Annotated in this window: 7 protein-coding genes; 1 reads left to right on the top strand and 6 read right to left on the bottom strand. The window is 70.5% G+C overall.

All coding sequences use genetic code 11. From position 1 onward, the window contains the following. Nucleotides 1–365: 365 nt before the first annotated feature. Nucleotides 366–1,655: a cytochrome P450 gene (locus ACGF2V_RS08000; RefSeq protein ID WP_389047185.1), complete on the top strand. Its 1,290-nt coding sequence runs from the start codon at nt 366–368 to the stop codon at nt 1,653–1,655. A gap of 170 nt (nt 1,656–1,825) precedes the next feature. Here the strand turns inward: ACGF2V_RS08000 and ACGF2V_RS08005 are convergent, their stop codons facing one another. From ACGF2V_RS08005 to ACGF2V_RS08030, 6 genes are all read right to left on the bottom strand, one after another. Then, complete coding sequence (locus tag ACGF2V_RS08005; RefSeq protein ID WP_362704628.1) at nt 1,826–3,028, bottom strand: cytochrome P450; 1,203 nt, start codon at nt 3,026–3,028, stop codon at nt 1,826–1,828. Between the two features lie 244 nt (nt 3,029–3,272). Further along, on the bottom strand, nt 3,273–4,328 hold the full coding sequence (locus tag ACGF2V_RS08010; RefSeq protein ID WP_362704630.1) for an NADP-dependent oxidoreductase: 1,056 nt from the start codon (nt 4,326–4,328) through the stop codon (nt 3,273–3,275). Further along, nucleotides 4,325–6,025: a phytoene desaturase family protein gene (locus ACGF2V_RS08015; protein ID WP_392911335.1), complete on the bottom strand. Its 1,701-nt coding sequence runs from the start codon at nt 6,023–6,025 to the stop codon at nt 4,325–4,327. Before ACGF2V_RS08015 ends, ACGF2V_RS08010 begins: the two co-directional genes overlap by 4 nt. A 44-nt stretch (nt 6,026–6,069) precedes the next feature. Then, nucleotides 6,070–7,752, bottom strand: a complete 1,683-nt coding sequence (locus tag ACGF2V_RS08020) for an NAD(P)/FAD-dependent oxidoreductase (protein ID WP_362704635.1) — start codon at nt 7,750–7,752, stop codon at nt 6,070–6,072. Further along, entirely contained in the window at nt 7,742–17,278 is a 9,537-nt protein-coding gene (locus ACGF2V_RS08025) for a non-ribosomal peptide synthetase/type I polyketide synthase (RefSeq protein WP_362704637.1), read from the bottom strand. Before ACGF2V_RS08025 ends, ACGF2V_RS08020 begins: the two co-directional genes overlap by 11 nt. 79 nt (nt 17,279–17,357) lie before the next feature. Next, nucleotides 17,358–18,296, bottom strand: a complete 939-nt coding sequence (locus tag ACGF2V_RS08030; protein ID WP_389047191.1) for a sterol desaturase family protein — start codon at nt 18,294–18,296, stop codon at nt 17,358–17,360. Nucleotides 18,297–19,329: the final 1,033 nt, after the last annotated feature.

Raw genomic sequence — 19,329 nt, forward strand, 5'->3', positions numbered from 1 at the left:
CGGCACCCCGGCACCCCGGCGAGGGCGGTTCTCCGCGCCGGTCGGAACATTCGATTCCTGACGTTGCCGACACCGTCACCCGGCTTGACGTGCCGTCACCACTCAGGGGCGGGCCAGACTTTAGCTCCCACACATCGCGTCGCTGCCCCGGCCGGTGGGCCCGACCGACATCGAACACTGTCGAACAATGGTCATGCCCACGCACGCTACCGTGTGCCATCAGCGCTCTTCCGGCTCGTGTCCGGGTGATGGTCACACCGTCTCCCGGCACGAGGCGTCGCAGCGCCTGCCCACGTCCGTTTCCGAGCCCGCTGCACACCTTCTCTCAGCTCCGCGCCCCGGTGGTGCGGACCGCGCAACGACCCATGGAGAACACGTTGAGGACGAAGTTCCGTTCTCGTATCACCGCCCGGCTTGGGCGCACCTACCTGTCCAGGATCCAGAAGTACGGCATCGGCTCCTCCACGATCCGTCTGCTGCCCGACGATCTGCTGGCGCTGTTGCGCAGGGACGGTCTGGACCCGGTGGACAGGCTGGCCGCTCTCCGGGCGAACTCACCCGTGCACAAGGTCGCGTTGCCGTTCGGGATGGACGCCTGGGTGGTCAGCGGCTACGAGGAGTCGAAAGCCGTACTCGGTTCGCCCGACGGTTTCAGCACCGATTTCGCCCACCTGGCAACGAATGCCGGAGTGGCCGCGGAACAGAGCCCGGGCGGGCTCGGCTTCAGCGATCCTCCGGTGCACACGCGGCTGCGCCGCATCCTGACACCCGAGTTCACGATGCGGCGGCTGCGCCGGCTCGCGCCCCGGATCGACGCCATCACCGCTGAGCGTCTCGACGCGATGCAGGCCCGGCGCGGCCCGGTCGACCTGGTCAAGGAATTCGCGCTGCCGATCCCCTCCCTCACCATCTGCGAGCTGCTCGGGGTGCCCTACCAGGACCGGCACGACTTCCAGCAGCTGGCCATGGACCGGTTCGACCTCTTCGCCGGCACGACCGCGCCCTTCGGCGCCATGTCGGAGTCCCTCACGTACTTCAGAGAAGTGGTCAGGAAGCAGCGTCGCAACCCGGGTGACGGGCTGCTCGGCATGATCGTGAAGGAGCACGGTGACGACATCGACGACGAGGAACTCGCCGGCCTCGCCGACGGTGTGCTCACCGGTGGATTCGAGACGACCGCCAGCACGATCGCCCTGGGTTCCCTCGTACTGCTGCGGAACGAGGACGTGTTCGAGCGGATACGGACGGACGACGAGGCGGCCTCGCCGTTCGTCGAGGAAGTTCTGCGGTACACCTCCGCGGTGCAGATCGCGTTTCCCCGGTTCGCCCGCAGGGACATCGAGATAGCCGGGGTGGTCATACCCGAGGGCGACATGGTGCTCTGTTCGCTGAGCGGCGCCAACCGCGACGCGTCGTACGTGAGGGACGACGGACGTTTCGACCCGCACCGCAGTCCCACCGCGCATCTCGCCTTCGGCCACGGATTCCACCGGTGCGTCGGCGCCGAACTGGCCCGTATGGAGCTGCGCACCGCCTACCCGGCCCTGACCCGGCGGTTTCCCCGGATGCGGCTCGCCGTGGCACCGCAGGACCTGTCCTTCCGCAAGCTCTCGATCGTGTACGGCGTCGAGACGCTGCCCGTGCACCTGGACTGAGCGCGTACGAGCGCGCCGAGCGGACACGCCTCACCGGCCGGCGCGGTCGACGCGGCGCCGAAGGCACCGTTTTGGCATCCGGCTCCGGAGGAGTGCTGCCGCGGGCCGCATCCGTCCGGCTCGCAACCCGCGCCCTCCGGTCCGCGACGGCGTCGCGGACCGACGCCCGGCTACCAGGTGACGGCGATGCGCTGAGGGCTGCGGGAGGTGCTGCCACGCCGCCACTCGACCTCGTCGGCCGGACACGCGAGCCGGAGGCCGGGGAAACGGGCGGCGAGCCGGTGCAGGGACACCCGGAGTTCGAGCCGGGCCAGCCAGGCGCCGAGGCAGTAGTGCGGGCCGGCGCCGAACGCCAGGGTGGGCGCTTCCAGCGGGCTGAACAGATCGTCCAGTTGCCGGGGCGGGAACACGTCGGGGTCGCGATTGGCCGCGCCGCAGTCGGCCAGCACCACCGCTCTCCGCGGGATGACGACGCCGCCGACCTCGGTGTCCGCGGCGGCGTGCCGTGCGGTACCCCGGTCGTCGCCGAGCGGAACGAGGTGCAGCAGCCGCTCGGCGACCGCGCCCGCGGCCTCCTCGTCCGCGCCGATGCGGGGCCAGCACTCCGCACGTTCACCGAGCAGGTAGAGCAGGCAGTTGCTGAGCATCGTCATGGTGCTGTCGTGTCCTCCCACCACCAGTCCGCACACGAGGTCCACCAGTTGGCCCTCGGGGATGCCGCCCTCGTCGTCCGCCGCTCGGACGAGCATGCTGGTCAGGTCGTCGCCGGGATCCTTGCGGCGCTCCGCCAGGAGCGCCGCCCCGAACCCGGCGAACTCCGCCAGCACCGGTTCCGTGTCCTCCTCGGAGTGGGAGCCGTCGGAGAACGCGTAGCGGCTCCAGTGGCTCAGCCGTTCCCTCGCGGCGGCACCGAGACCCATGAGCCGGCTGATCACCTCGACCGGGAGGGGCAGGGTGAACCCGGCGACCAGATCCGCCGGAGGCCCGCCGTCCGCGAGAGCGTCCAGCCGCTGTTCCACGATCGAGGCGATCCAGGGCTGCCAGCGGGCGACGGCCCTCGGGGTGAACGCTCCGCGCAGGGTGCGGCGCAGGCGCAGGTGGTCCTCGCCGTCCTGGTTGAACAACAGGTCCGTGCTGGCGACGAGACCCGCTTGCCCCGCCAGGGGTGCGGCGTCCGTTATGCGGAGCCGTGCGCGTCCGAAACGGGGGTCGGTGAGGACCTTGCGCACGTCGTCGTAGCGGGTCACCTGCCACGCCCGGGCTCCGTCGGGCAGTACGACGGGCCGGGGCGGGCCCGGCGGGTCGAATTCCAGACGGTGCAGCGGGAGCGTCGACGGACCGTTGATCGCGTCGTGGTCGTCGGGACGGGGCATGGTTCCTCCACGGGTGCGGATTCGGTGGATCACGGTCACGGGCGGACGACGGAGGGGTGGGGGCCCGGGGCCGCGGGGCGGGAGCTCCAGCGGGTTCGCGTCCCGCCTGCCCGGGCCCGGCGGGCGGCCTGCCCGGGCGCGGGGTGCAGGGTGCGGGTCACGAACGCCCGGCGGGGGCGCAGCACACGGCCCCGGGGCAGGGCGCGGGGGCGGACGCGCGGCCCCAGGCGCGGATGACCGGAGGTCAGAGTTCCACCAGCACCTTGCCCCGGTGGGCTCCCGTGTCCTCGTAGAGGCTCCGGTAGGCGTCCGGAATGTTCTCGAAGCCGTGGTGGACGGTGTGGCCGAAGCGGACCTCGCCCCGCCGGACCCTGCCGCCGAGCTCGTGATGAAGCGCGCGCCAGTTCTCCTCCGTGAACCACTCCAGCGAGAAGATGCCGCGCACGCAGGTGCGCGGGAACATGATGTACGGCAGCAGCCGCGGGCCGGTCGCCTCCCGGCCGACCTGGGTGGCCCACTGCCAGCACACGGCCACCTGGCTGTCCACGTTGAGCATGGAGAACACGGCGTCCGTGACCGTGCCTCCGAGGTTGTCGAAGTACTTGTCGATCCCGTCGGGCGCCACCCAGCCGAGTGCCTCCCGGACCGCCTCCCAGCTGTCGCCGTGGCGGTAGACGACGACCGCGTCGAACCCCAGCTCGTCCAGGTAACCCGCCTTCTCCGCCGTCGACGTCGTGCCCACCACGCGGGCGCCCGCGAGCTTGGCGAGCTGCCCGACCAGTGATCCCACCGAGCCGGAGGCGCCGCTGATCACGACGGTGTCCCCCGGGCGGATGGACATGAACTTGGTCAGGGTGCCCCAGGCCGTCATGCCGGGGCCGCCCATGACGCTCAGCGCGGTGGTCAGCGGGAGCGCGTCGTCGTACCAGTTGCGATCCAGGCGCCGGAAGGCGGGGAAGACCATCGGGAACGTCCCGGTCTGCCACGGCGTCGCTCTGCCGTCGCTGACGAGATGGGTGCGCCAGCCGCCGAACCCCTGCACCAGGTCACCGGGGCGGTGGGCCGCCAGCGGGCCCGCCTCCAGCACTTCCATGATCGAGTCGGCCCCCATGTGCGCGCCGATCGGGGTGTCCAGCGCGATGCCCTGGAGGTAGGGGTCCACCGACACGTACCGCGTCCTCAGGAGCATCTCGTCGGGGGCGAGGTCGGTGTCGAGATCCTCCTCGACCATCCCGTACACCCGGTCGACGTCGGGCACGCCCTCGATGTGCTCCTGCACGACCCACTTCCTGGTCCTCATCGCATTCCCTTTCTCTCGACGAGGGATGAACGGTCCGCCGTGCCGGACGGGGTGTCCGGCCGGGGTCCCACCGGGATGACGCGATGGGTCGGTGGCGGCCCGCTCTCGTCGACGGAGGCGGTGAACGGCCGTCCGTCGTCCCGGCAGATGAACTGCATGACGTGCCGGCCCGCCGCCGCCGCCCGGATCAGGCCGCCCGTCGTCGCCCAGACACCGGACTGGTAGAAGTTGCGCAGTCCCGGAAGGCCGGGGCCGTGCTTCTTGACGAGCCTCTCCAGCGTCTCCCCGCTCTCCACGAACGGCTGCCAGCCGAGCACCGTGCCGTCGTAGTTGCCGGTGTAACGGACCTGCGTGAGCGGGCTCGACACGTCGCGGACGGCGATCGCGTCCCTGATCCCGGGATGGTGCCGTTCCAGGAACGTGATCAGCGCCTCGCGGGCCCGGCGTTTGGCGGCGTAGTAGCCGCGGCCATGGCGCACCGGCAGGGTGTGGAGCCGCTGGCCGCCGCGGCTGCGGGTCACCTGCTCCGGTCCTTCGTCCAGCGCCCGCCACGGTGCGATGTCGCAGAAGTAGGTGACGTAGGCGACGCTCGTTCCTTGCGGGGAGAGTTCCGGATAGTGCCTGCTGCGGAACTGGACGTTGATGCTCGGGTGACGCATCCCGGTGAGCTCGGCCGCGACCTCGTCGTCGAGCAGGTAGGTCGTGCACGGGTCGGCGTCGGGGAAGTCACGGCGCAGGCCGAGGAAGAGGATGAAGTATCCGGGAAAGACCATGCCGGGTTCGAGGATGGTGCGGGTGTAGAGCCGGCGGTACGCGTCGTCGAGATAGCGCCCGCCGAGCAGGTCCATCATCGTGGTGCGGCCGTCGCAGGCCGAGACGACGATGTCGGCGCGCAACTCCTCGCCGTCGCTCAGCCTCACCCCAACCGCCCGGTCGTCCTCGACCAGCACCTCTGCGACCTTGGTGTTGTAGGTGACTTCGCCGCCGAGCGCGCGGTATCGGCGCTCGATGGACTCGGCGAGGCCGAGCGATCCGCCCTCGGGGACGCCAGCGGAGAGGTTGGCGTGCGAGGCGAGCTGGAAGTGGAACGGCAGCACCGGGAAGGCCGGGTGCTTCTCGTACAGGATGAAGTTGAACGCCTCGCGCAGCAGGGGGTCCTCGAATCTGGCCGAGAAGTCGCTCATGAGAACGCCGATGGATTGGCGCACGGCGTTGAAGTAGGGAATGAAACCGGCCAGCATGCGCCAGCGTTCCGGCGTCGACATCAGCCCGACCGGTTTGAGGAAGGGGTAGACGGCCAGGCATTTGCAAAACGTGCGCAACTGCTTGCAAAAGCTGCGGATCAGGGGCGCGTCCGCGGGTGAGAGCTCCGTCAGGTGGGCCTGGAGGCGGTCGGGGTCCGAGTAGAAGTACACGGCCCGGCCGCACCGGCCGCGTACCACGTTGAAGACGTCGAAATGCCGTACCTCCTTGCCCTGCAACGCGCCCAGTTCCAGCCAGATCTGGTGCATCTCGTTGCCGGGCCCGCTGCCGAGGAGCCAGCTGACGCACGGGTCCAGCGTGAAGTCGCCGCGGTCCCAGGCGGTGCAGCAGCCGCCCGGCAGCTCGTGCATCTCCAGGATGTGGGTGCGGTAGCCGTTCATCCGGGCATAGCAGCCGGTGGACAGGCCGCCGAGCCCCGCACCGATGATGATCATCGATTCTCGTCGGGAACGCGACACGCGCGTGGTCTCCTCGGTGTTCATGTGCGGGTGTCCCCGCGGGTGGACCATCGGTCGAGCTGGGGCAGCCGGCCCAGCTTCCCGGGGTGCCAGGGTTCGTCGCCCCGGCTCTCGTACGCCGTGAAGGGGCGACCGAGTTCGTCGCAGAGGTACTGAACGACGAAGCGGCCGGTCGACGCGGCGCGGATGAGGCCGCCCAGGCCCACCCACTGCCCGGCCATGGAGAAGCCGCGCAGCCCGGGCAGGCGCATGCGGTCCTTGCCGACGAGTTTGGTCGCGATGTCGTCGGCCTCGGAGAACGCCTTCCAGGCGAGGATGGAGCCGTCGTGGTTGCCGGTGTAGCGGCGGGTCGTCGCCGGGGTGGCGATGTCGACGAGCTCGATGCGTCCGGCCGTGCCGGGCATGCGGCGTTCCAGGAAGCCCCTGACGAATTCGGCCACGTCGCGCTTCCGCGCGCGGTACGCCTTGCGATCGGCGACGCGCAGTTCCTTCCAGTGGGCGAAGTCGCTGAAGTACGTGCAGTGGATCACCGAGCGGCCGGGCGGTGCGAATCCGTCGGAGTAGTCGGAGCGCAGCTGGACCACCAGGCTGCTCTGGAGCGCTCCGGGCAGGCGTGCGGCGTCCTCGGGGGTGAGCAGGTAGGTGGTGCTGTGCGCCCGGTCGTGTCCCAGGTCGCCGCGGATCCCGACGAAGGCGGAGACCACGGCGGGGAAGAGGGCGCCCCGGCGGTGCAACAGGTCGTTGTACAGCTTGTCGATGCGTGGCCCGGTGTACCGGCCCTGGAGGAGGCCGTGGATGGTGGTGTGGCCGTCACATGCGGAGACGACGTGGTCGGCGTAGTACCGCCTGCCGTTGCGCAGTTCGACGCCGACGGCTCGTCCGTCCTCGACCAGGATCCTCTCGACCCGTGCCCGGTAGCCGATCTCGCCGCCCAGTCCCGTGTACCGTTCCTCGATCGACCGGGCCAGGCCCAGCGAACCCCCTTGCGGAAAGCCCGCGTTGCGGTGATGGGCGCTGGCCATGTTGAAGAGGTACGGCAGGAGCGGGAAGCCCTCGGGGTCCTGGAAGAAGATGTTGCGAAACGCCCGGCGCAGCAGCGGATCCTGGAAACGGTCGGCGAATTCGTGCATCGGGGTGGCCGCGGTGCGCCAGAAGAGGCGGAACGCGGGCAGCACGGTGCGCAGCGTCGCGGCCCTCTCGCGTACGGTCCTCAGAGCGGGTGCGGTCAGGAACGGGTACAGCTCGATGGCGGTGAACCGGCGCAGGTCGCGGCAGAACGAGCGGATCGGGCGGGCGTCGGTGGGCGACAGTTCGAGCAGGTGCTTCTCCAGCCGGTCCGGGTCGTTGTAGAAGACCACCGACCGGCCGGTCTCGTCGACGACCCGGTTGAACATCTCGAAGTTGGTGATGGTCTTGCCGTCGAGTGCGCCGAGTTCACGCCAGACCTGGTGGGCCTCGTTGCCCGCGGCCGTGCCGATCAGCCATTCGATGCAGTAGTCGAAGATGTAGCCGTCGCGCGACCAGGCGGTGCAGCAGCCCCCGGGCAGTACGTGCTTCTCGAAGATGCGCGACCTCATGCCGTTCATCTGGGCATAGCACCCGGTGGACAGTCCCGCGACGCCCGCGCCGATGACGATGACCCGGGGTGCGCCGTTTGCGGCGCGCCCGTCGCGGCCCCACTCGTCGTCCGTGTCATCGGTCATGACCGCCGCCCTCCCGGAGGATGTCGCGCACGAGTTCGGCGTTGCAGGCCACGTGCTTGGGGTCGAGCATGTCGGCGTGGACCCCGGAGCCGCGGAGCACGGCCGTGGCGGTGGTGGAGCTGCCGTACCAGGTGCCGCGCGCGTCGGCGGCGTACAGGCCGGACTTCTCCTCGTCCGTGACGACGCTGACGGTCGCGGACACCGTGCCGAGGTTGGGGCGGCGGCCGCAGAAGGCCAGGTATTCCGCGGCGTGGTCGAGGGTCTCGCGGGCGACGATCTGCGATCCCGTGTGCTTGAGGAGGTGTTCGGCCAGCTCCGCCTCGAAGATCTCGAGGTGTTCGGGGCCGGGGACATAGGGCTCGGTGATGCGGTGCGAGTCCAGGACGATCACGTGAGCGACCTCACGCCCGCGGCCTTCGAGTTCCTTGGCCACCTCGAACGCGAGGTTGCCGCCGAGGGAGTAGCCGAGCAGCCGGATGCCGCCGTCGGGCTGCATGGACTCGACGAGGTCGGCGTAGCGGGTCGTCTTGTCCTCCCCGGGGACGTAGTTGAAGGCGATCAGCCGGTGTCCGGGGAGCTTGGCGGCGAACGTCCGGTAGACGAGTCCGTGGCCGCCGGCCGGGGGGAAGCAGAACACGGTCCGTTTCCGGTCGGGGTTGAAGTCCAGGCAGGGCAGATCGTCCGCGAGACCGCCGGTGGCGAGGCGTTCCACCGTCGCGGCCATGCCCTGCAGGGTGGTGACCCGGTACAGCAGGCTGACGGGGATTCCCACGCCGAACTCCTGCCGCAGGCGGTGGATCAGTTCGATCAGTTTGATGGAGCTGCCGCCCACCTCGAAGAATTCGTGCGTCGCGCCGACCCGTTCGAGCCCCAGCAGGTCCCTCCAGTGCCGGGCCATGCTGATCTCGAACGGTGTGCCGGGCGTCTCCTCGGGTTCCTCGGCGGTCTCCGGCCGGGGGTCGGGCAGGCCGGTGAGGTCGACCTTTCCGTTGGGCGTCAGCGGCAGCTCCGGCAGGGTGACGAAGTGCGCGGGGATCATGTGGGCCGGCAGCAGGTCGGCGAGGTGGCGGCGCAGCGAGCGGCGGTCGAGTTCCGCTCCCGGCACCGGTACGCAGTACGCGCAGAGCGCGTCCTCGCCGCGGGCGTCGGGGCGGACGGTGACGACCGTGCGGGCCAGCTGCGGCCACCCGGCGAGGTGGGTCTCGACCTCGCCGGTCTCGATGCGGTGGCCGCGGAGTTTGATCTGGCCGTCGACGCGCCCGAGCAGGTGAACGACGCCGTTCGTGTCCCAGCGTGCCGCGTCCCCGGTGCGGTAGAGGCGTACGGGGCGGGCGTCCGGTCCCCGGCCGAGCGTCCGGGTCACGAAGCGTTCCGCCGTCTGCCGCGGATCGCCGGCGTAGCCGAGGGCGACGCCTTCGCCGCCGATCCACAGCTCGCCGGGGACGCCGGGCGGTACGGGTTCGCCGTGCCGGTCGAGGACGTGGAGCGTGCTGTTGGCCAGGGGTCGTCCGATGGGCACGGTCCGGCCCGGTTCGAGGTCGTCGGCGGGCCCTTCGAAGCAGGCGCTGTCGATGGTGGCCTCGGTCAGTCCGTAGGAGTTGAGCACGCGGGTCCGCGGGCCGCACAGGTCGCGCAGCCGCCGGTACTCCCCCACCTTCCAGGCGTCGGAGCCGACGACCAGCAGGCGCATGAAGTCCAGTCGGTGGCCTTCGCGTTCGCAGTGGTCCATGAGTCCGCGCACGACGGCGGGGACGAACTCGGCGCAGTCGACGTGTTCCTCGCGCATGGTGCGGTGGAGGCGTTCGGTGTCGAAGAGGAGGTCCCGGTCGACGAGTACGAGGGTGCCGCCCGAGCACAGCGCGCGCACCAGGTCGCCGGTGAAGACGTCGAACGAGGGGGCCGCCATCTGGAGGTGCACGCGCACGTCCCGGTCGAGCCGGTACTCGTCCCGCCATGCGCGGTACGCGGAGGCGAGGTTGCGGTGGCTGACCTGGACGGCCTTGGGGAGTCCGGTCGAGCCGGAGGTGTGGATGACGTAGGCGGGCGCGTCGAGGTCCACCGGGGGCGTGGCGCCGGGTGCGGGCGCCTGCCGGTCCTGCGGCGCGGGCGGCGCCTCGTACAGTTCGCGCAGAGTCAGCGTCCGGGCCGGCAGTCCGGTGAACCGGTCGCGGGCGGTGTCGTCCTCGACCAGGGCGAGGGTGGCGCCGGCCGTCCGCAGGGTGCGGGCGACACGGTCGGCGGGGTGGTCGGGCGGGACCGGGAGGTAGGCACCCCCGGCCTTGAGCACCGCGAGGAGTGCCACGACGAGGTCGGGAGACTTGTCGAGGCACAGTGCCACGGTCGAGCCGCCCCCGGCTCCCAGTCCCCGCAGCCGTGACGCCAAGTGGTCGGAGCGACGGTCCAGCTCCGCGTACGTCAGCCGGAGGGCCGGGCCGCGAGGTGCCGGTACGGTGACGGCGACCGCGTCGGGGCACCGGGCGGCGGCCTCGGCGATCAGTTCGTGCACCGGCCGGACCCGGCCGGTGCCGGTCTCCTCCGGCTCCGGGGACGCGGTGAGACGCCCGGCGCCGCTCCACTCGCCGACCAGGCGTTCGCGTTCCCGGGCGCCGAGCATCTCCAGCCGGGTGACGGGGTGTTCGGCGGTCGCCCGGGTCATGCTGTCGAGGAGCCTCGTGTAGTGCGACGCCATCCGTCGCACGGTCTTTGCCTCGAACAGGTCGGTGTTGTACTTGAGGACGCAGTGGAACCGGTGGTCCGCCTCGTCCTCGTAGACGGACAGGGTGACCTCGAACTGCCCCTCCTCCTCGGGGAGCTCGATGTATTCGAGCCGGTAGCCGTATTTCTCGGTGGCGACCTTGTGCGTGAGCAGGATGAACATGGCCTGGAACACGGCGGACCGGCTGGGGTCGTGCTGGAGGCCCAGTCGGTCCACCAGCAGGACGAACGGGTACTCCTGGTTGTCCAGGCCGCCCAGTACGGTCGTGCGGACCTGTTGCAGCAGTTCGGCGACCGATGGTTCGCCGGACAGGTCGGCGTGCAGCGGGAGCGGGTTGACGAAGTAGCCGTAGACGGAGGCGAACTCCTGCTCGGTGCGGCCGGTGACCGGGCTGCCCACGATGACGTGGTCCTGTCCGGAGTAGCGCTGGAGAAGCACGTAGTAGGCGCCGAGCAGCACCATGAAGGGGGTCACGTCGTGCCGGCGGGCCAGGGCGTGCACGCGGGCGGTGAGGGCCGTGTCCAGGACGAAGAACTCCGAGGCGCCGTTGTGGGTCTGGACGGCGGGGCGGGGCCGGTCGGTGGGCAGTTCCAGGACGGGGACCTCGTCCGGCAGGTGCGAGCACCAGTAGTCGAGCATGCGCTGCGCCGCGGGTCCGGCCAGGAACCGGTTCTGCGCGTTGAGGAAGTCCAGGTAGCGTGCGGTGACGGGGGGCAGTGAGGGCGCGCGGCCCTGGCGCAGCCCTTCGTACACCGCGAGGAGTTCCTCGATGAAGGTGAACGTCGAGATCGCGTCGGAGATGATGTGGTGGACCGCCTTCATGATCACCCAGCGGTCGGGGCCGCGCTTGAAGAGGCGGAAGCGGAACAGCGGGTCGTGTTCGAGGTCGTACGGTTTGCGGTACTCGGCCACGATCGTGCGGTGGATGTCCTCCCACTCCTGGTCCTGGACGTCGAACAGCGCGAGGTCGGGGCTCCGGTCGGTCGAGACCTGCTGCATCGGAACCCCGTCCACCGTGAGGAAGTTGGTCCGCAGCGCGGGGTGCCGTGCGACGAGGTGGCGGACGGCCTCGAACATCAGGTCGGGTTCGAGGGCGACCCTGACCTCGACCGCGCCGCCGATGTTGTACGCGTAACCCTCGGGGTTGAGCTGGCGCAGGAACCACAGGGCCTTCTGGTTCTGCGTCAGCGGGTACCGGAACGCGTCCTCGAAAACCTCCACCGCCGTCTTGTCGTCGCCCCCGGCCTTCAGTGCCACCGCCTCGGCGAGGCTGTCGTGGAGCTGTACGACCAGTTCGCCGACCGTCGTGCCGCTGAGCAGCGCCACCACGGGCGGGGCCACGCCGAGTTCGGCGCCGAGCCGGGCGCGGAGTTCCATCGCCAGGAGCGAGTCGAGGCCCAGCGCGTTGAGGCCCGCCTGCGGATCGATCTGCTCGGCGCCCGCCCGCAGCACGGAGGCGGCGACGGCGGTGAACCGGCGGGTCACCAGGGCCAGGCGTTCGGCCGCGTCCGCACCGCGGAAGATGTCGAGGAGACCGTCGCCCGCACCCGCGTCGGCCGTGTCCGCGCGGTCCGTCGCGGCCAGTTCGGCCACCAGCGCGGGCGGTGAGGCGTACCAGGCCAGGAACACCGGCCAGTCGACGACGGTCGCGACGAGCAGCTGCGCCCGGTCCTGGCCGATGACGCGCTCCAGGACCGCCATGCCGACGTCCGGCGCGAGGGAACTCATCCCCCGGCTGTGGAGGTAGTGGCCGACGAGGCCCAGCTCCTCGATCATGCCGGTGGCCCACGGGCCCCAGTCCACGCTCAGGGCGGGCAGGCCGAGTGCCCTGCGGTGGTGGGCCAGTGCGTCCAGGAAGGCGTTCCCGGCGGCGTAGTTGGTCTGGCCGGCGGTGGTCAGCAGGGAGGCGATCGAGGCGAAGAGGACGAAGTGGTCCAGGGGTTCGTCCCGCAGGTGCCGGTGGAGCAGGTACGCGCCGACGGCCTTGGGGTCGTGGGCATCGGCGAACGTGCGGTGGTCCATGTCCGCGACGAGGGTGTCGCGGACCTGTCCGGCCAGGTGGAACACCCCGCGGACGGGCAGCGGGTCGGTACGCCGGTGGGCGTCGAGCCAGGCCGTGAACGCCTCCTCGTCGGTGATGTCGAGCGGTGCCAGGACGACGCGTGCGCCGAGTGCCTCCAGTTCCTTGACGAAGGCGGCGGCGCGGCCCTCGGCGGTGCCGGGGTCGAGGTCGCGCCAGGCGGCGCGTTCCGGCAGCGCGGTGCGTGCGACGAGGACGAGACCGCGCGCCCCGCGCCGTACCAGGGTGCGGCAGAGCAGTCGGCCGAGCGCTCCGAAGGCGCCGGTGACCAGATAGTTCGCATCGGCGCGCAGGCGCAGCGGAAGGGGACGGGTCAGTCCCGCGGCGCGCCGTGCCCTGCTGGTGAAGCGTCGCGTGCCGCGCAGCGCGACCTCTTCCTCGTCGTCGGTGAGCATCTCCCGCAGGAGTGCCTCGGCCTCGGTCCGGGAGTCCTCGCCCTCCTGCGGGCGGGGGTCCAGGTCGATCAGCTTGCCTGGGTGGGTGAGCAGTTCCTGGTGTCGCAGGACCCGGCCGACGCCCCACGCGGGTGCGCCCAGCGGTTCGACCGTCTCGTCCGGCTCGACGTGCTGCGCGCCGCGGGTCACGATGTGCAGCCGCCCGCTCGCCCTGCGGCGCAGCAGCGTCCGGGCGAGCGTGATCAGGGAGTACGCGCCGGTGTCGCGATGGTGTGCCAGGTCGCTTCGTGTCGCGTCGGCGAGGTGCGGCAGGTCGAGGTTCCACAGGTGCACGACGGTGCCGGGGAACGGCGTCGCGCCGCCTCGTGCGTCCGTTCCGTCCGCTCCCTGCGGTCCGGTCCGGGCGCCGCTCCCGTCGTCTGCGGCCTCGTCCAGGTCGGCGAGGAGCCGTTCGAGGTCCACGACGGAGCCGGGGGCGACGGTGAACTCCCTTCCGTCGTTCGACCTCCGGTACGTCTTCCCCGGTCGTACGAGGCGGCATCGCTCGCCGCGCGCGGCGAGCAGGGCGCTCAGGGCGTCGCCGACACCCCGGCCGTCGGCGAACACCAGCCAGCCGCCCCCGGTGGCGCGGTCGGCTCCGGTCCGCGCTTCGTTCGCGGGCGCGTTCTCGTTCCCGTTCGTCGGCCGGTTCTCGTCCGTGCTCCCGTTCTCGCCGACGAGGGGCCGGTCGATCCAGACGGTCTCGGCGAGCCAGGAGTCGATCGTGCCGAGGCCGACCGCCGTGGATGCCTTCTCCACGTCGGCCGCGCGAAATCCCCGGATGTTTCCGAGTGGTTCGCCGTCGTCCGTGTAGAGGGCGATGTCCCCGACGAGTTCGTCCGCGTCCTCGCGGGTCACCGTGGCGTGCACCCGGATCGGGCGGTCCCCGACCGGGGCGAGGCACACCTCGTCGATCGACAGCGGCAGGCGGATGCCGGAGCCCCGGCGGTCGGTGCTGTCGCCCAGGAGCCGCGTGGTCAGCAGCGCCTGGAAGCAGCCGTCGAGCAGCGCGGGGTGGATGTGGTACCGGGCCGCGTCGCCGCCGATCGCCGCGGGCGGACGGAGCCGGGCGAGCACCTCGCCGTGTCCGATCCGTACCTCCTCGACGGCGCGGAAAGCGGGACCGTAGTGGTATCCGAGGGCCGCCAGTTCCGCGTAACAGTCCTCGCTGTCCAGTCGGCGTCGCATCCGTGCCCGGACGGCCTCGATGTCGGCCGGGGGGCCGGAGGGGCGCGGCTGCTCGGAGCGTACGACTCCGCTCGCGTGCACCGCGCGGTCGTTCTCGTCCTCCCCCGCCGAGGCGATCGTGAACGCCGCGTTCCGCGACGAGAGCGTCAGGCGTACGCCCCGGTCCTCGCCCTCGGGCAGGAAGAGGGCCTTGCGGAGTTCGATGTCCGTGAGCACGGCGTGGGTGCCGCCGGTCAGGGCGCGGACCGCCTGGATGGCCATCTCCAGATAGCCCGCTGCCGGGAAGACGACGGTGGACTGGATGCGGTGGTCGTCGAGGTAGGGCAGCCGCTCCGTGTCGAGTGCGGTGTGCCAGGTCGGTTCGGGGTGTGTGGTGCGCCGGCCCAGCAGCGGATGGTCGGTGCGGCCGAGGCGGACCTGCGCGACGGGGCCGGGCTCCGTCCAGTACCGGTCGCGCTTCCACGGGTAGCGGGGCAGGGTCACGGGAGTGCCCGCCGGGTGCAGGGTGTCCCAGGCGATGGGCACACCGAGGGTGTGCAGGTGCGCCAGCGAGGCGGCGAAGCGCTCCGGCTCGTCCTCCTGGCGGCGGATGGAGGGAAGGGTGCGTGCTGTGCTTCCCCGGCCGTCGAGACATTCGCGGATGGAGTGGCCCAGCACCGGGTGCGGGCCGATCTCCAGGAACAGGCCGTACCCGTCGTCGGCGAGCCGGTCCACCGCCGACCGGAAGCGGACACGGTCGCGGACGTTCTTCCACCAGTAGCCCGCGTCCAGTTCGGGGCCGTGCGCCATGCCCTCCTGGCCCGTCAGGTACAGCGGAACGGTCGCCGGTCGTGGTGCGAGTCCGTCCAGCGAGGCGAGCAACTCGTCCTTGATGGCCTCCATGCCCGGGCCGTGGTAGGGCACCTGCACGGTCAGGAACTTGGCGAAGACCTTCTCCGCCTCCAGCTCCTGCGCCAGTTCGGCGAGCGCGTCGCGGTCGCCGGCCAGGGTGACGGCCGAGGGACTGTTGACCGCGGCCACGGACACCCGGTCCCCGTACGCGGCCACCCGGGTCTGCGCCTCCTCCTCGGGCAGGCTGACGGCGAGCATGGTGCCGGTGCCGGTCAGCGTCTGCTGGAGCCGGCTTCGGTGCACCACGATCCTCACCGCGTCGTCCAGGGTGTAGACGCCCGCCTCGTAGAAGGCGGCGATCTCGCCGGTGCTGTGACCGACCACGGCGTCGGGCCTCACCCCGTACCGGCGCCACATCGCCGCGAGTCCGACCTGGACGGCGAAATTGGCCGGCTGTGCCAGCCAGGTCTCGGCCATGCGCGAATCGGCCTCGTCGGCCGTCATCTCCTCGATCAGGGACCAGCCCGCGAGCTCGCGGATCGCCCGGTCGCAGCGGGTGACGGCGTCCCGGAACACCGCGTCGCCCTCCAGCAGTTGGCGCCCCATGCCCCACCACTGGGGTCCCATTCCGGTGAAGACCCAGACCAGGCCGCGCTGTTCGGCGTCGAGCCTTCTGCCCTGGACGACCCGGGGGTGGGGTTCGCCGCGGAGGAAGGCCGCGAGCCCCTCGTCCAGGTCGGTCCGTGAGGAGTACACGACGCCGAGTCGGGATTCGAGGTGCTGACGGCGGCGGGCGAGCGTGTAGGCGAGATCGGGCAGCGGTGCCGTCGGTCCGTGCGCACCGGCCAGTTCGCGGCGGATGCCCTCCGCCACGTCCGGCAGCAGGTCCGCGGTCCTGGCGCTGAGCGGGAGGACGTTCCAGGCCCGCTCCTCGTGCGCGGTGCGCGGGGCTTCCCGTTCGGGCGCCTCCTCCAGGACGACGTGCGCGTTGGTGCCGCCGAACCCGAAGGAGTTCACACCGGCCCGTGCGGGGCCTTCGTGCGCGGGCCAGTCGGTCGGCTCGGTCGGGATCCGGTACGGGGCGGACGCCGCGTCGACGGCCGGGTTGATCCGTTCCAGGTTGATGTGGGGCGGGATCCGGCGGTGCTTGAGGCAGAGGACGGTCTTGATCAGTCCGGCGACGCCCGCCGCGGATTCGGTGTGCCCGATGTTGGTCTTGACCGACCCCACGTAGCACGGGTCGCCCGGTCTGCGGCCCTCGGCGAGCGCCCGGCTCAGCGCGTCCGCCTCGATCGGGTCGCCGACCGGTGTCGAGGTGCCGTGCGCCTCCACGTACTGCAGGGCGCCGGGCGTGATGCCGGCTCCGGCGCAGACGCTTCGGACGAGCCGGACCTGGGCGTCCGCGCTGGGTACGGTGATGCCGTTGGTGCGGCCGTCCTGGTTGACTCCCGTGCCGATGATCACCGCGTGGATCGGATCGCCGTCCCGCAGGGCGTCGTCGAGGCGCTTGAGGGCGACCATGCCCACGCCCTCCGCGCGTACGTAGCCGTCGGCGGCGGCGTCGAACGTGCGCGAGCGCCCGTCGGGCGACAGGAAGCCGCCCTTCGTCTCGGCGATGGTGTACTGGGGCGCCATGTGCAGCAGTACGCCGCCGGCCAGCGCGAGGTCGGTCTCGCGGTGGTGCAGGCTCCGGCAGGCGAGGTGCACCGCGACCAGGGAGGAACTGCAGGCGGTGTCGATCGACAGGCTGGGGCCCCGGAAGTCGAAGCAGTACGAGAGACGGTTCGAGACCATCGTCATCATGGTGCCGGTGGCGGTGTGGGCGGCCAGTGAGCCGAAGCCCAGGTCGGAGAACTGGAGGATCTTGTAGTCGAGCGTGAACGCGCCGACGTACACCGCCGTGTTGCTCCCGGCGAGCTCGGCGGGCCGCTGGCCGCCGTCCTCCAGTGCCTCCCAGGCCACCTCCAGCAGCTTGCGCTGCTGCGGGTCCATGTGGTCGGCCTCGCGCGGGCTGATGCCGAAGAACCCTGGGTCGAACTCGTCGAAACCGTCGATGTATCCGCCCCGGCCGCCGACGAGGCGTCCCGGCTTGTCCTTGTGCCTGCTACCCAGCGTCGTGATGTCGTAGCGGTCGGCCGGCGTCGGTGTGATGCAGTCCTTGCCCTCCATGAGGTTCTGCCAGTAAGTGCGGTGGTCGGACGCACCGCCGGGCAGTCGGCAGCCCATGCCGATGATCGCTACTTTGTCGCTCACAGAGGCACTGTTCACGTCGGGCAAGGTCGTACTCCTCAAGTAGTGGCGCCGGGGCACGGCATGGGTCGGGGGCTGTCCGGGTCATCACAAGAATCAGGAACGGTCACACGGGGCCGGGCCCGGCTCTCTTCGCGCGGCGCCAGGGGTGAAGAAGGGTGGAGGTGATCTCACCTGTCGGCGGGAACGACGCGGGGTCGACAATTCCGACCGCGACGGGTTCCCGGCCGGGCCGCCAGGTGTAGCTGTCGAAAAGGTGGTCCCAGATCGACAGGTCCGAGCCGTAGTGGCCCGCCTCGGACAGGTCGGTGCTGTGGTGCAGGCGGTGCTGTTCGGGGCTGGCGAGCACATGGTTGAGCCGGCCGATGCGTACGTCTATGTTGGCGTGAACGAAATATCCCTGGGCGGCCACGAACAATCCCACGACGAGCACGGATTCGCGCGAGAATCCGATCAGTGCCAGAGCCAGCTGGACAAATCCCTGGGCGATCACGATGTCCAGGATGTGATTGACACCGTTGTTGGCGACGTTGACCTTGTCCGGCACGTGGTGGACACCATGAAATCGCCACAATATCGAGTTGGTGTGACCGAGCCGGTGCACGAGATAACTCGCCAGAGAGCCCGTCAGGAGCGCTGCGGGGATTTCTTCCCAGAGGTCGAGTGCGGTCTCCTCGGGCGTCAGCGCGGAGACGGTCGTGGTGACCAGATACTGGGCCATTCCGCTGGCCGCCATCGTGAACAGGAAATAGACGCCGTACCAGCGCCACTCGCTGGGATTCGGATGCCAGGAACGCTGATAGGGAATCAGCCTTTCGAGGGCGGCGAGATAGGCGACGGTGCCGAGCAGGAAGAGCGGGCTCACGCTGTCCGGGTCCCAGCCGAACAGCAGCGCCGCTGTCGCCACGGACGCTGCGGCGACCAGCAGGATCGGGTACGCCGACACCCTGAGCAGACCGCGCGCCCGGGACGCGGGGGAACCTTTCCCCTCCGCCCCGACGCCCGGTTCCGGACCGCCACCGGGCATGGGTTCGCAATTTTTCATCCGCAGCACCTTCATGAAAGACGGCACAGAAAATGCGCAGACCGCGAAAGAGGTCTGACGACTTCCTGCGGGCGCGCGAGACCGGCGCACGGGCGCCGGTATTCACACATGAGTCATGGACGTTCGGGGCCGATACGGGCCGCTTCGCGACCCCCGCACGCAGGACGGGGACCCCGAGTGAACCCGCTCCTCTTTCTTTCCTCTCCCGACGCCGCCAACCGTCGGATTCCGGCCGCGTATCAGCGGGACGTGCATACCCGGGGCGATCTGCCACCCGTCCACTTTCCGATGACCCAGCCGGACCAGCAGGGCGGAATGGGAATAATTCGACCCACCTCCAAGTGGGTTACTAATCATATAGATTATTTATGGGCTTTCATATTTTCGATGCGGAATGTGAATCACTCCCCCTGACCTGTGTGCGACAGGGATCCCGGGACATGGCGCGCCGGAACGGGAAAGCCGTGCGCCGACCGGGCTCTCATCCGTACAGACCGAGGCGGCCCCGCGGTTCGGCCTCGGAATCCACGACGCGCCGGCCCGCCGCGGCATATGCAGGGCAACGCCTCGACCACTGGGACGAGCAGGGCGGCGGACCGGACACGATCGCGTTCCCGGGTGGCTCATAAACGCCGGGGGTCGAAGCGCCGACCGAGCCCGGTTCGCATCTGAGCGCCGACGAGACGGGGGACGTCGTCGGCGGTGGCACGCTGCGCGCGCGGACCGTGTACAGCGACGGCAACCTCCTCGCACCCGACATGCAGGCGTCGCTGGTGGTCGGCGAACACCCCGCCGGGATCCTCGGCGTGGTGGGTACGCTCTGCTCCGATCCGGTCCGCAACTCCGAACACACCCTTGTCGCGGGAGCCTTCGACGCCGGGTTCGTGTACGACGACACGAACATCGGGGGACTACGAGAGCGCCAGGCTGAGGCTGCTCGACGAGCTCGCCGCGCGTCTGCCGCGACGTTTCGTGGACGCGAACGAGGAGAAGGAGGAGCGCGTGCGCATCGCGGCCCTGCTGGAGCACGTCA

This window comes from Streptomyces sp. NPDC047982 (assembly GCF_043204165.1).
Classification (GTDB): domain Bacteria; phylum Actinomycetota; class Actinomycetes; order Streptomycetales; family Streptomycetaceae; genus Streptomyces.

Excerpts from the sequence above, each read along its gene's own strand:
- ACGF2V_RS08000 (WP_389047185.1), top strand. The coding sequence starts at position 366 with ATGGAGAACACGTTGAGGACGAAGTTCCGTTCTCGTATCACCGCCCGG.
- ACGF2V_RS08005 (WP_362704628.1), bottom strand. The coding sequence starts at position 3,028 with ATGCCCCGTCCCGACGACCACGACGCGATCAACGGTCCGTCGACGCTC.
- ACGF2V_RS08010 (WP_362704630.1), bottom strand. The coding sequence starts at position 4,328 with ATGAGGACCAGGAAGTGGGTCGTGCAGGAGCACATCGAGGGCGTGCCC.
- ACGF2V_RS08015 (WP_392911335.1), bottom strand. The coding sequence starts at position 6,025 with ATGATCATCATCGGTGCGGGGCTCGGCGGCCTGTCCACCGGCTGCTAT.
- ACGF2V_RS08020 (WP_362704635.1), bottom strand. The coding sequence starts at position 7,752 with ATGACCGATGACACGGACGACGAGTGGGGCCGCGACGGGCGCGCCGCA.
- ACGF2V_RS08030 (WP_389047191.1), bottom strand. The coding sequence starts at position 18,296 with ATGAAAAATTGCGAACCCATGCCCGGTGGCGGTCCGGAACCGGGCGTC.